Origin of the sequence: uncultured Anaerococcus sp. (assembly GCF_963510915.1) — a bacterium.
Taxonomy (GTDB): domain Bacteria; phylum Bacillota; class Clostridia; order Tissierellales; family Peptoniphilaceae; genus Anaerococcus.
In genome coordinates, this window is sequence record NZ_CAUPHG010000045.1 from 1 (window position 1) to 13,731 (window position 13,731).

Consider the following 13,731-nt stretch of genomic DNA (forward strand, 5'->3'; position numbering starts at 1 on the left):
CTATCAGATTAGAAAATGAAGCAGACGGCAGGGAAATTTTTGCTAGCTTGTCAGAAAAACTCGGCTACCTTGAAATGTTTAGCCAAGAGCCACCAAGCCTAAATGAAATCTTTGCAAGAAAGGTGGAAGAAAATGAATAGAAAATTAATAGTCGCCCTAGACTCCTTCAAAAAACAAATAAAATCTCCTGCCTTTTGGGCCATGGTATTTATCCCTATCCTTGTCATGCTAGTGCCTGTGGGAATTAATTATTTCCTTGCAAAATCAGATGCGGCAAAACTTGGTAGTGACGGCAATAAATATCAAATAGTAGCAGATGAAAATATTAGTCCATTTTTTAAGGGGATGGAAAGTGAATATAAATTAGTTTCAAAGGATGAGGCAGAAAAGGATTTAAAAGCAGAAAAAATTGAGTCTTACGGAGAAATTTCTGAAGAAAATGGTCAGGTAAAACTTACTATCGAGACAAAAACTATGGACGCTAAGGCGCTTTCTAAATTACCCCTAGTCGCAAATGAGCTTCAAAATGCTATTAATATAAAAAATGCTGACTTAAATGAACATCAAGTTGGGATTTTTGCGACTAAGGCAGATATAGAAATCAACCAAATTGACAAGGGCAAGAGCCTTATGGTTTACGCTTCCTATTTCATCCTTTTGATGTTTATGTACTTTATGCTAATCATGTACTCAAATGTCCTAGTTGTCGACATAGCCACAGAAAAAGGCTCAAAGATGATTGAATTTATCTTTTCGTCAGTATCTGCCAAAGACTACTTCGCAGGGAAGATTTTGGGCAATTTCTTAGCCATTATAGTCCATTCGATAATCTATATAATTTTGGGATCAATTTCCTACTTTATTGCCAAATCCAAGGGACTTTTGGGTATGATAAAAATCGACTTTAGCCTTGACCAAAGAAGTCTTATAGTAATTGGAGAGATATTTATATTTATAATTCTTTCCCTTTTGGCCTATATGATAATATCCGCCATGCTGGGCTCTCTTGCCAGCAAACAGGAAGATGCGTCAAAAGTCGCCAGTCCTTTGATGATCACAATCGTAGGAGCCTTTATGGTTGCTATGATTTTTATGAATCGTCCTGTAAATCTATTTGTAAAAATTGCTTCCTATGTTCCATATATTTCCGTATTTTTCATGCCATTGAGGTTGATAAAGGGAAATGCAGGAATAATGGAAGGTGGGATTTCCATAATGATTTTAATGCTAAGTCTTTATGTTTCCTACATTCTAGCATCAAAGGTTTATAAAAAACACATCTTAAATTATCAAACATCTTCGTTTTTCACTAGAAAAAGAAAATAAAAATCAAAGGAGCTTAGGCTCCTTTTTTGTAAAAATATTTTTCTTGATCAGGGAGCGAAGCGTATGTTTTTGTAAAGAAGAACTAGGCTCTTTATGTTGATTTTTAACCTCATTTACTAGATAATAATTATATGGAAGTTAATAAGAAAAGCCTAAAATTTAAGCTATAATTTTTAGAAATATTTTTAAATTAAAGGGTTTGTATTAAGAAATGGAGAAAAATATGCTAGGAAACGACCTACTAATAGCGACAAGTTTTATCCTCGCAGTCATATCTTTGATATGTCTCTTATTTACTCAAAAAAAGCTTATTTTTGCTGGGATTTCTGTTTTGCTTTTTGCTTATTTTTACTTCGCCAACGCCAAGTATAATATAGCAGATAACATTACAGTCCTAACCTTCATAGTTGGGATTTCCCTATTAAGTCTTGAGCTTTTTATTCCTAGCTTTGGAATAATTGGTGTGTCAGGTCTTGCCCTTACGACTTATTCGGTGATGGATTGTTTCGCCAATCCTCAAACTGGATTTTTTGTAATAATTGCCACAGGCCTTGCTGTTGTTATTACAATGACAATTTTTGTAAAGCTTGGCTTTAGGGCAAACTTGTTTGATTCTTACGTCCTAGACGTCAAGGAGAAAAACAAAAATAAAGTCTATAAGTATAAGGATATGACTAAGCTTATAGGCAGTGTTGGAATTACTAAGTCTATCCTAAGACCTACTGGCAGGATAGAAATTGACGGAGAAGTTTATGACGCTATGGCCAGGGCAGAATTTATCGAAAAATCAAAGGTGATTTCTGTTATAGATGTTAAAGATGGCCACATTATAGTAAAGGAGATGTAATGGAATTTATAATGATGGGACTAATTTTTGTATTAGTCGTAGTATTTTTTACAATGGTACCAGTTGGTCTTTGGATCACAGCAAGGTTTTCTGGCCTTAAAATTTCTATGGCAAGCTTAGTTGCGATGAGATTTAGGAGGGTTTCTCCATCTAAAATCGTAAATGCTATGATTAAATCTCACCAAGCAGGCATCCATATTGCCACAAATGACCTTGAAAGCCACTACCTTGCAGGCGGTAATATCAACCAAGTTGTTGACGCACTTATAGCAGCAGAAAGGGCAAATATCGACCTTTCTTTTGAACAAGCTGCAGCTATTGACCTTGCAGGTCGTAACGTATTTGAAGCAGTTCAAGTATCTGTAACACCAAAGGTAATCAACACTCCAACCATAGCAGCTGTTGCCAAAAATGGTATCGAAGTAAAGGTAATTGCCAAGGTAACAGTTAGGGCAAATATAGAAAGACTTGTCGGTGGTGCAGGCGAAGAGACCATAATAGCCAGAGTTGGCGAAGGTATTGTAACCACAGTTGGTTCTTCAGAAACCCACGCAGAAGTTTTGGAAAATCCAGACAACATTTCTCAAACTGTATTAAACAAGGGACTTGACTCTGGTACAGCCTTTGAGATCTTATCAATCGATATAGCAGATGTGGATGTTGGAAGAAATGTAGGCGCTGAGCTTCAAAGAGACCAGGCAGAGGCTGATAAAAATATTGCCCAAGCCAAGGCAGAAGAAAGACGTGCCCAAGCTATCGCCCTAGAACAAGAAAACAGGGCCAAGGTAGTAGAAGCAGAAAGTGAGATTCCACTTGCTATAGCCCAAGCCTTCAAAGAAGGAAATCTTGGAGTTATGGATTATTATAACCTACAAAATATCAAGGCAGACACAAAGATGAGACAGTCAATCTCAAACGATGAGGCTGACCTAGATGTCAAATAAAAATAAGTCTTTCCTTTCTTTTTTGGATAATCTCGCAGAAGAGATTCAGGCAGAAAATGAAATGAGAGAGGCCTACAAGAAAATAGAAAAAAACCCATTTAAGGTTCAAAAAAACGTAAGGAAGAGTCCTTCTATTATTGGATTTCTAAATGATTTGGTAGAAAATATGGAATTAGATCAACACCAAAGCCAATCCAAACCGGATTTAGAAGCCCAAAGAAGATTAAAATCAGAACTCAGAACCAAACAAGCAGAAAAATTCAAAAAGCCTGAAGAGGGAGATTCTGCTGCCTTAAAAAGACTAAAAGAGGCAGAGCAAAAAGAAAAGACAGATAAGATTAGAGAAGAAATGGCGAAAGAAAAAAATAGAAAAAGGCTAAAGGACGCCATAATAATGGCAGAAATCCTAGGCCCGCCAGTTTCTAAGAGACGCTAGGAGATAAATATTAAAGAATTTTTAGAAATAGAAGAGCCGGGAAGGATTATTTCTCTTTTTGGCAATTTAGATTCAAATAGAAAATATATAGAAGACAGGTTCGATGTCAAACTCAAGCTTAAAGATAATAGGCTAGAAATAAATGGGGAAGAAGGTCATGTTGACCTTGCCAAAAAACTTATTATCCAGCTTTTGGGTGAACTAAAGAAGAATGACCAGCTTGATTTTCAAAGATTAAAATATGATGCAGATATGCTTGAGAGGGAAAACAAGGATGTGGTTAAGGCTCTCCTTGATCAAGTGATTGTTACAACAGCAGCAGGTAAGCCAATAAAACCAAAGACCTTGGGGCAAAAATCCTATATAGAAAAGATTTTGGCTAATGATATTGTTTTTGGAATTGGGCCAGCTGGTACAGGCAAGACTTACTTGGCTGTGGCTATGGCTGTGTGTGCCTTTAAAAATAACGAAGTAAATAGGATTATCCTCACCCGTCCAGCTGTAGAAGCGGGTGAGAGCCTAGGATTTTTGCCAGGAGATCTCCAAGATAAGGTAGACCCATATTTAAGACCTCTTTATGATGGACTTTTTGAAATCTTAGGCTTTGATACCTACCAAGCCCTTGTTGAAAAGGGCATTATAGAAGTTGCTCCTCTTGCCTATATGAGGGGAAGGACTTTGGATAATTCTTTTGTAATCTTAGATGAGGCTCAAAATACAACCTATGAGCAGATGAAGATGTTCCTAACTCGTTTGGGCTATGGTTCTAAGGCCATAATTACTGGAGATAAGACCCAGGTCGACTTGCCTAGAGGCAAAAAATCCGGTCTTGTTTCAGCAAGTCAAATCTTAAAAAATGTGGCGGGAATTGATTTCATGAATTTCTCATCAATAGATGTTGTCCGTCACCCACTTGTTCAAAGAATTATTGATGCCTACGAAAAGGACGATAGGATGAGGGAAGAAGAAAGAAAGAGAAAAGAAAATGAACCTCCTGTTAGCGAATGACACAAGCGAAGATTTGGATTTAATTTCTCTAAGAGAAAGGGCGGAAAAAACTATTAAAGAAGTCCTAAGGGTAGAAAATTTCGCTGAAAATACAGAAGTTTCTCTTTCTGTTGTAGACAGGGATACCATCCATAAGCTCAATAAGGAATACAGAAATGTAGATAGACCTACAGATGTTTTATCTTTTCCTATGGATGAAGAAGCTTATGATAATGAAGGAAACCCTCTTATCCTACTTGGCGATATTGTGATTTGCCTAGATATAGCTAGGGAACAGGCAGCTGATTTTGGACATTCTCTAGAAAGGGAAATGATGTATCTTATTTGCCATTCAACCTTACACCTCTTAGGCTATGACCACATAGAAGAAGATGATAAAAAAGAAATGCGCGCCAAAGAAAAAGAGGTTATGAAAAATCTAGGAGTTTTTAAATAGATTAATGGATAAAAATTATGATGACCTTAAAGAAAATTTAAAAAAAGAAATCCTTGATGAATTAAAAAAAGGCGATGGCGAGGACTTTGAGCCCCTAAAACTTAGCCATGGGCAAAAATTCCTAAAGGGCTTTGACTACGCCTATGAAGGTCTGGTTTATGCTATAAACCATGAAAAAAATATGAAATTTCATATTTTGACGTCTATCTTAGTCCTTATCGCATCTTTATTTTTCAACCTATCTAGGGTTGAAATGATGTTTTTGGTATTTTCAATTGCCTTTGTTGTTGCCCTTGAGCTATTAAATACTGCCCTAGAAGAAGTTGTTGATTTAGCAAGTGGTGGCAAGTATTCAAAGCTTGCCAAGGCTGGCAAGGATGTATCAGCAGCAGCGACCTTTATAGCAGCTTTAAATGCAATTTTTGTTGGCTATCTGATATTTTTTGACAAGTTTTTAAACTTTTATGATTCAGTTATCCTTAAAATCGCTAGACGACCTTCTCATTTGGCATTGATTACTATTTCTCTTGTAATTATTTTGACGATTTTCCTAAAGGGAGTTTTCTACGAGGGTCATGGAACAGCCTTCAAGGGTGGGTTTGTATCGGGACACACTTCTGTAGCCTTTTGCCTAGCAACTATAGGAGTTCTCCTAGTTGGGGAGCCTTTGGTAAGGCTTGTTCTTGTTGGTCTTGCTTTGATAGTTGCAGAGTCAAGATACGAAGCTGATATCCATTCTGCTAGGGAAATAGTAAGAGGAGCCATTCTTGGGACATCCATGGCTATGGCTATATTTGGTATATTTTCATGATAGAAGTAAAAGAATTGATAAAAAGAGCCTTAGAAATAAAAGTAAGGGCCTATGCTCCTTATTCAAATTTCCATGTGGCATGTGTCGTGATGACTAGGTCTGGCAAGGTCTTTGAGGGAGTAAATGTAGAAAATGCATCTTATTCTCCAACTTTATGTGCAGAAAGAAATGCACTTTCCACAGCCATCACTGATGGTGAGAGGGAATTTTTATACATAGTAATAAGTGGCGATAGCGATTACACCTATCCTTGTGGAGTTTGCAGGCAATTTATTAGAGAGTTTGCAGATGATTATACGAGGATAATTGTAGCTAAAGATTGTGATAATTATAAGACTTATACAATTGACGAGCTTTTGCCAAATAGTTTTAGTAAAAAGGATTTAAAATGAAATCAGGATTTATATCAGTAGTGGGCAGGGCCAATGTTGGTAAATCGACCCTTATGGAAAAGATTTTGAAAGAGAAGATTTCCATAATTTCAAACAAACCCCAAACTACAAGAGATAAGATAAATATAATATATAACGACGAAGACAGCCAGCTAATCTTTATTGATACGCCTGGCATCCAAAAGCCAAGAAATGTCCTCCAAGAAAGGCTTCTAAGCTTTTCTAAGGATTCGCTAAATGAGTCAGACCTTGTGACCTATGTTGTTGATGAGTCCAAGGAAATTGGCAAGCTTGATCAGATGATAATTGACGAACTCAGAAAGGTAAGAGTTCCGATAATTCTTCTTATAAATAAAATTGATCTCTTAAACGAAGAGGAAATCGAAGAAATAAAAAATCTTTACCAAGAAGTGGGTCTTTTTGATAAAATAATTGCCATTTCTGCCCTAGATGATAAAAATATAGAGACCTACATAGAAGGGGTAAAATCTTACCTAGTTGATGGGCCAGCCTACTATGATAGGGATATGATTACAGATAAGACTGAGAGATTTGTTGTATCTGAAATAATCAGAGAAAAGGCCCTAAGACTCTTGTCAGAAGAAGTTCCTCACGGCTTGGCTGTTAGGATTGACGACTTTAAAGAAAGAGAAGATAAGGCTCTAATCGATATTAGGGCAACAATTATAGTTGAAAAAAATTCTCACAAGCAGATTGTTATTGGCAAAAACGGTAAAATGATTAAGCAAATTGGTATTGATGCTAGAGTTGAGATAGAATCTTTCTTAGATTCGAAAGTCAACCTTCAACTTTGGGTCAAGGTCGAAAAAGATTGGCGCAAAAAGGAAAAGTTGGTGGATAGGTTTGGCTACGGCAGACCTTAAAGATATAAGGGGCGTAGTCCTCAGGGAATTTAAGTTTAGGGAATCTTCTAAAATCATAGAAGTCTTCACAGAAAATATGGGTAAGATTTCTATATCTTGCCAGGGGGTTCTAAAGAAAAATTCCAAAAATCTTGCCCTAACCAATAGGTTTATCCTAGGATCCTTTGACCTTTATAGGTCTGGTAAGGACTTTTATGGTCTAAAAGAAGGCGTCGTTTTAAATCCTTATTATAAGTCAAATAAAAATTTTGATATAATATTATATAAATCTGCAATTTGCGATCTTTTATTAAGGACAATAGACCACATCCAGGTAGATACTGTTTTTACCCTTCTTACAAAAAGTTTTGAAGCCTTCGAGGAATCCGAAAAAAACTATGTGAATATATTTTTAGGATTTTTCCTCAAATATATCTCTTTTTCAGGTTTCAAACCAAACTTTAAAACTTGTGGGATTTGCGGTAAAAATATAAGAGAAAAATACTTATATTTCTCAGCAAATGAATCATCAGTTGTTTGTGATAAGTGTAAAGATAAAGTTTTTGATAAGGTCTTTTTGACCTATGATGAATTTGTATATTTCAACAAGCTTTTATATACCAAGTCAGAAGAACTTGAAAATATAAATTTGGTAGAATCTTATCCAAAAATTGGCAAAATAATAATAGATTATTGCCTAGAAAACCTAGATTTGGGAACTTATTCTTCCCTAGAATGGGTCAAAAAGGCACTCGAAAGGAATGTAAATGTACTTTGAAGATTTAATATTAAAACTAGAGGAGTATTGGAAAGACCAAGGCTGTTCAGTCATGATTCCATACGACATAGAAAAGGGTGCAGGAACTATGAATCCTCACACATTTTTAAGGGCTCTTGGTCCTGAACCATGGAAGGTTTGCTACGTTGAGCCATCCAGAAGACCTGCGGATGGTAGGTATGGAGAAAACCCAAATAGGCTTTACCAACACCACCAGATGCAAATTTTGTTAAAACCAACCCCATCTGATATCCAAGATTTATATCTAAAGTGCCTAGAAACCATAGGCATAGATCCAAAGAAACACGATATTAGGTTTGTAGAAGATAACTGGGAATCTCCAACCCTAGGTGCTTGGGGACTTGGCTGGGAAGTATGGCTTGACGGTATGGAAATCACCCAATTTACATATTTCCAACAGGTAGGTGGAATCAACTGCGCTTTGGAAAGTGGAGAGATAACCATTGGTCTTGAAAGAATTTGTATGTACCTCCAAGACGTGGACAATGTTTATGACATCAAGTGGTCAGAAAACTTAACTTACGGTGATGTTTTCAAACTTCCAGAATATGAAAATTCAAAATATTCTTTCGAAGATGCAGACAATGAAACCCTAGAAACCCTATTTAATATTTATGAAAAAGAAGCAGGAAGACTAATCAAGCTTGGTTTAATTTATCCTGCCTATGACAATGTTTTAAAAACTAGCCACACCTTTAATACTCTTGATGCAAAAGGAGCAATCTCTGTTTCAGAAAGAAACCACTACATCAAGAGGGTTAGAGACATATCAAGCCTAGTTGCCCAAAAATATATCGAAAAAAGAGAAGAGCTCGGCTTCCCTCTCTCAAGAAAGGAAAAGCATGCATAATTACTTATTAGAAATTGGTGTAGAAGAAATACCTTCAGACTATGTCAAAAATACCAAGGTCCAATTAAAGGAAAAATTTGAAAAACTTTTATCTGAAAATAAACTATCCTACGAAGAAGTAGAAATTGAATCTACACCAAGAAGATTTATGGTTCTTCTTAAAAATGTAGCGGAAAATGCTGAGGCAGAAGTGATTTCTGTAAGAGGACCTAGTGTAAAGATAGCATATGATGCTGATAACAACCCATCTAAGGCACTTCTTGGATTCTTAAAGGGTCAAAAGGCAGACCTTGCTGACGTGATTATCAAAGACCAAAAGGGTGAAGATTATGTCTTTGTAGAAAAAAAAGAAGAATCTAAAGCTTTAGAAGATATACTTAAAGAAAATGTTTATGAAATAATCAAGTCAATTTCATTCCCAAGATCAATGAGATGGGGTGGCAAGTCAATCAGATGGGCAAGACCAATCAGATGGTTTGTTTCCCTATTAGATGATGAAGTCCTAGCCTTTGATGCTGAGGGAATTGAGGTAGGAAATATTACCAAGGGTCACAGAACACTCGGCTCTGATAAGATTGTCATTGATAAAATTTCTGATTATGAAGGAAAACTAAAGGAAAACTACGTTATCCTTAGAGGTAAGGACAGGAGAGATATAATCCTAAAGGGATTAAATTCACTAGCAAGCCAGGTTGGTGGAGAATACATGAAGGATGAAGACCTCCTAGACGAAGTAGTAAATATAGTCGAATATCCAACAGTTCTAGTTGGAGAAATTGACCCAGCCTACCTAGAACTTCCTAGGGAAGTTATTACAACCCCAATGAAGGACCACCAAAGGTATTTTCCAATCCTAGACGATAAGAAAAAACTCCTACCATATTTCTGCCTAGTCAGGAATGGGGATGACTATGAAAGCCAAAATGTAATTGAAGGTAATAAAAAAGTTTTGGTGGCAAGGCTCGAAGATGCAAAATTCTTCTATGATTTAGATATAGAAAATAAACTAGAAACTTATGTTAAAGACCTTGATAACCTAGTATTTTTTGAAGGTCTTGGCAATATGGGACAAAAAACTAAGAGACTCGAGCAACTTTCAGTTAGTTACCAAAAGGAACTAAGCTTAGGTGATGATATAGCAGAAGATGCTAAGAGAGCCGCCCATTTATCAAAGGCAGACCTTGTAACAAGAATGGTAGTAGAATTTACCGAACTCCAGGGAACTATGGGCGCAATATACGCTTTAAATTCTGGAGAAAATCAAAGAGTTGCCACAGCCATTAAAGAACAGTACCTACCTAAAAACCAAAACTCAGAGACACCTAAGTCAGTAGTCGGAATCCTACTTGCCATAGCGGATAAGATGGATTCTATAGTTGGTCTTTACGCAATAGAAAACTATGTAACAGGTAGTCGTGACCCATTTGGACTAAGAAGGGCAGCCCTTGGAATAATTAATATTATCTTAGAAAATGGTATTGATGTAGATATCAAAAAGCTAATAGCCGAGGCCCTCTTGGTTTATACAGAAACCAATGCCCTAGCCTTTGACTATGAAAAAACAATGGACGAAACTTTAACCTTCATCAAAGACAGGCTTAAAAACAAGCTTTTAGACGATGGATATAGGTATGATATAGTAAATGCGGTCATAAACACTAACTTCACAAATATCCTAAGAATGAGTGAAAAAGTTAAGGCTGTAAGTAAATTTATAGAAGAAAATGACGACTCGCTTTCATATTTGATTAGGATAAATAACCTAACTAAGGATAGTGGGGCTAAAGAAATAAGAGAAGACCTCTTAGAAACAGACCTTGAAAAGAAATTCTACAAAGAAATCTCAACTCTTGAAGATTTGGGATTTGCAAGTTGCACTGATTATAAGAAAGAACTTGAAAATATTCAAGCCACAAGCCTTGTAGGAAATGACTATTTAGACAATACAATGATTAATGTTGACAATGAAGAAGTTAAAAATAACAGACTTGCTATGCTAAATTCTCTAAAGAGAAGAATGACCCAAATTTTTGATATATCTGAGATAGTTAGATAGGAGATATTTATGGAAGATGTTTTAACGATTGTAATTATAAGTGATTCCACAGGTGAAACTGCAATCAATTATATAAAATCTGTTACTAGCCAATTTCCAGACCTAGAAACAAGGGTAATAAGAAAACCGGATATAAAAACCAAAGCTGAAATCGACGAAATAATGGACGACCTCGATGATGATTCTGTGATAGTGATGACAGTAGCCGACAAGGACCTTGCTTTGCACCTAAGAGAAAGGGCAAATGAAGCAAATGTGACTGTCCTTGACATACTTTCTTATGGAATAAATAAATTTGAGAAATTAACTGGTAAGAAAGCCATTAGAAAAGCTGGTCTAACTAGGACTCTTTCTAGGGACTATTTCAAGATGATTGATGCCATAGAATTTGCCATCCAATACGATGATGGTAAGGATCCTAGAGGATTTTTGAAATCTGATATTGTCCTTGTAGGTGTATCAAGAACATCAAAGACTCCTACAACAATGAATCTAGCTACTAAGAATTTAAAGGTGGCAAACCTACCCCTAGTTCCAGAATCTAAGCTTCCTCAAGAACTCTTTGAGATAGATCCAAACAGGATAATAGGTTTGGTAATTGACCCTGATAAGTTGTCAAATATAAGGGAAAAAAGAACCTTAACCATGGGCATAGTTGGAGAAAGCAAGTATTTTGATAAACAAAGAATTAAACAAGAGTTGGCTTATGCCAAAGAAGTCTTTAAGGACCTTGATTGCAAGGTAATTGATGTAACGGAAAATACAATCGAGCAAACAGCTACAGAAATTGTTCAATACTACTTTGAGAAATTCCCTGAGGAAAGGGAAGAAAAAAGCTAAGGCATGGAAGGAAGAATATGGCAAAAGAGAAAATCCTAGTATTAAATTTTGGTGGTCAAACCGACCAGTTAATCGTAAGACGTGTTAGGGAAATGGGTGTCTTTGCAGAAATTCACGACTGTGATACCGATTTGAATGATCTTGACCTAAATAATCTTGCAGGAATCATCCTAACAGGTGGCCCTCAATCTGTAAATAACGATGACAGCCTAAGGACAGATGAGAAAATCTTTGACCTAGGCGTGCCAGTTTTAGGTATTTGCTACGGACACCAATTTATAAACCAATTATATGGTGGCTCTGTTGAGACTCCAAAACTCGCAGAATATGGCAAGACAGAATTAATTGTAGATAATAATTCAGACCTATTCAAAAACATCCCAGAAAAATCAATAATCTGGATGAATCACAAAGATAGGGTGGCAAATATTGCAGAAGGCTTTAAGCCAATTGCAAAAACAGCCAATACAGAAGTGGCAGCTATGGAAAATACTGACAAAAATATTTATTCAGTTCAATTCCACCCAGAAGTAGTTCATTCTCAATTTGGTAGGGAAATTTTGGAAAACTTCGTCCTAAATATTTGTGAGGCAGAGAAAACATGGAAAATGGCAGACTTTGCTACAGAAATTATAGAAGAAATCAAAGAAAAATATGAAGGTGAAAAGATGATTTGCGGCCTATCAGGAGGAGTTGACAGCTCTGTTGCAGCAACTATTGTCTCAAAAGCCATAGGAGACAATCTCCAATGTATCTTTGTAGACCATGGCCTACTTAGAAAAGACGAAGCCAAATCTGTAATGGAAACCTACAAAAATCTTGGTCTAAATGTCAAAATGGTAGATAAATCAAAAGAATTCTTAGACCTCCTAAAAGGAGTCTCAGACCCAGAAACAAAAAGAAAAATTATCGGTAACCACTTTGTCGAAGTCTTCGAAGAAGAAGCCCACAAAATTGGCGGAGCTTCCTACCTAGTTCAAGGCACAATTTATCCAGATGTAATAGAATCTGGCAAAGATAAGGCAAGTGTCATCAAAAGCCACCATAACGTAGGCGGTCTACCAGAAGATATGGACTTCAAAGGCCTTGTAGAGCCACTAAGAATGCTATTTAAAGACGAAGTAAGGGCAGTAGGTGAAGCTATCGGAATACCACATGACATGGTATGGCGCCAACCATTCCCAGGACCAGGACTTGGCATCAGAGTTATGGGAGATATCACCGAAGATAAACTAAGAATAGTAAGAGAAACAGATGCCATCCTAAGAGAAGAAGTTAAAAACTTTGGACTAAACGAAGACATTTGGCAATACTTCACAGTCTGGACACCAATCAAAACCGTAGGAGTAAAAGGCGACGCCAGAAGCTACGACAACGTAGTAGCCATCAGAGCCGTCACATCCACAGACGCCATGACAGTAGAAGCCGCCAACCTCCCATACGACCTCCTACAAACTCTATCAAATAGAATGATAAACGAAGTAGCAGGAGTAGGCAGAATAGTCTACGACATAACCAGCAAACCACCAGGAACAATCGAATGGGAATAGTAGCAAAAAAACAAAAAACCTTGTAAAATCAACGATTACAGAAGATTAAAAACTGTAACTGGGATTAAAATGGGAAAATTTGTTAAAAAGAATAAATTGAATAATAGTTCCAAGTACTTTACATTTGGACAAAAAATTAGACCGTAGTTTCAAACTGCGGTCTTTTTGCGTACATATTACGAGGATTAATTTATTTAGACATCTCAAATGGTTAATTTCAAATGCAACAAATAATATAAACCAGATTGCAAAAGCTACTAATACAACTGGTGTTATTTACAAAAATGAAATTGAATCAATGAATAAACAGATAGAAAAATTATCAAAAGAAATATGGCAGATCCATTCCCTACTTCTTAATAAATCAAAAGAAAGTTCTGGTGATTAGTATGGCAATTACAAAAATACATCCTATAAAATCAACTCTAAATTTGGCAATAGATTACATTACTAAGAGTGAAAAAACTGATGAAAAAATTTTAGTATCTTCATTTAAATGTCACCCAGCTACTGCCCATATTCAATTTATGAAAACACGAGAAGACAATGATACTAAAGGAACAGTTTTGGCTA

16 protein-coding genes and 1 pseudogene are annotated in these 13,731 nt (G+C 36.3%); all 17 read left to right on the forward strand.

The annotated features are described in order from the left end of the window. Window positions 1-2 precede the first annotated feature (2 nt). Window positions 3-140 (forward strand): DUF4162 domain-containing protein, encoded by a 138-nt coding sequence (locus RQ893_RS05130; RefSeq protein ID WP_311481989.1) that lies wholly within the window; start codon window positions 3-5, stop codon window positions 138-140. After that, entirely contained in the window at window positions 133-1,326 is a 1,194-nt protein-coding gene (locus tag RQ893_RS05135; RefSeq protein WP_311481977.1) for an ABC transporter permease, read from the forward strand. The genes RQ893_RS05130 and RQ893_RS05135 overlap by 8 nt, the downstream gene beginning before the upstream one ends. A gap of 223 nt (window positions 1,327-1,549) precedes the next feature. Continuing rightward, a complete protein-coding gene (locus RQ893_RS05140) occupies window positions 1,550-2,173 on the forward strand; it encodes an NfeD family protein (protein ID WP_311481978.1) in 624 nt (207 codons plus the stop codon). Further along, a complete protein-coding gene (gene floA, locus RQ893_RS05145; RefSeq protein ID WP_037327316.1) occupies window positions 2,173-3,117 on the forward strand; it encodes a flotillin-like protein FloA in 945 nt (314 codons plus the stop codon). The genes RQ893_RS05140 and floA overlap by 1 nt, the downstream gene beginning before the upstream one ends. Then, the gene (locus RQ893_RS05150) at window positions 3,107-3,553 is read left to right on the forward strand and encodes a hypothetical protein (protein WP_311481979.1); all 447 of its coding nucleotides are present in this window, start codon (window positions 3,107-3,109) and stop codon (window positions 3,551-3,553) included. The genes floA and RQ893_RS05150 overlap by 11 nt, the downstream gene beginning before the upstream one ends. 48 nt (window positions 3,554-3,601) lie before the next feature. Beyond that, entirely contained in the window at window positions 3,602-4,561 is a 960-nt protein-coding gene (locus RQ893_RS05155; protein WP_311481990.1) for a PhoH family protein, read from the forward strand. Beyond that, the gene (gene ybeY / locus RQ893_RS05160) at window positions 4,539-4,997 is read left to right on the forward strand and encodes an rRNA maturation RNase YbeY (RefSeq protein ID WP_311481980.1); all 459 of its coding nucleotides are present in this window, start codon (window positions 4,539-4,541) and stop codon (window positions 4,995-4,997) included. Before RQ893_RS05155 ends, ybeY begins: the two co-directional genes overlap by 23 nt. A gap of 4 nt (window positions 4,998-5,001) precedes the next feature. Beyond that, entirely contained in the window at window positions 5,002-5,808 is an 807-nt protein-coding gene (locus RQ893_RS05165) for a diacylglycerol kinase (RefSeq protein ID WP_311481981.1), read from the forward strand. After that, window positions 5,805-6,200, forward strand: coding sequence for a cytidine deaminase (gene cdd, locus RQ893_RS05170; RefSeq protein ID WP_311481982.1), 396 nt, complete (start codon window positions 5,805-5,807; stop codon window positions 6,198-6,200). Before RQ893_RS05165 ends, cdd begins: the two co-directional genes overlap by 4 nt. Beyond that, entirely contained in the window at window positions 6,197-7,084 is an 888-nt protein-coding gene (era, locus tag RQ893_RS05175; RefSeq protein ID WP_311481983.1) for a GTPase Era, read from the forward strand. The genes cdd and era overlap by 4 nt, the downstream gene beginning before the upstream one ends. Continuing rightward, window positions 7,065-7,841, forward strand: coding sequence for a DNA repair protein RecO (gene recO, locus RQ893_RS05180; protein WP_311481984.1), 777 nt, complete (start codon window positions 7,065-7,067; stop codon window positions 7,839-7,841). The genes era and recO overlap by 20 nt, the downstream gene beginning before the upstream one ends. Further along, complete coding sequence (gene glyQ / locus RQ893_RS05185; RefSeq protein ID WP_311481985.1) at window positions 7,831-8,712, forward strand: glycine--tRNA ligase subunit alpha; 882 nt, start codon at window positions 7,831-7,833, stop codon at window positions 8,710-8,712. The genes recO and glyQ overlap by 11 nt, the downstream gene beginning before the upstream one ends. Then, window positions 8,705-10,768 carry a glycine--tRNA ligase subunit beta gene (glyS, locus tag RQ893_RS05190; RefSeq protein ID WP_311481986.1) on the forward strand — a complete coding sequence of 688 codons (2,064 nt, stop codon included), beginning with the start codon at window positions 8,705-8,707 and terminating at the stop codon, window positions 10,766-10,768. Before glyQ ends, glyS begins: the two co-directional genes overlap by 8 nt. Window positions 10,769-10,777: 9 nt before the next feature. After that, window positions 10,778-11,608 (forward strand): pyruvate, water dikinase regulatory protein, encoded by an 831-nt coding sequence (locus RQ893_RS05195; RefSeq protein WP_311481987.1) that lies wholly within the window; start codon window positions 10,778-10,780, stop codon window positions 11,606-11,608. A 17-nt stretch (window positions 11,609-11,625) separates the two neighbouring features. Next, a complete protein-coding gene (gene guaA / locus RQ893_RS05200; RefSeq protein WP_311481988.1) occupies window positions 11,626-13,158 on the forward strand; it encodes a glutamine-hydrolyzing GMP synthase in 1,533 nt (510 codons plus the stop codon). 154 nt (window positions 13,159-13,312) lie between these two features. Next, on the forward strand, window positions 13,313-13,546 hold the full coding sequence (gene mobC / locus RQ893_RS05205) for a plasmid mobilization relaxosome protein MobC (protein ID WP_311481991.1): 234 nt from the start codon (window positions 13,313-13,315) through the stop codon (window positions 13,544-13,546). Between the two features lies 1 nt (window position 13,547). Then, window positions 13,548-13,731, forward strand: a pseudogene (locus RQ893_RS05210) (relaxase); the annotation flags it as partial.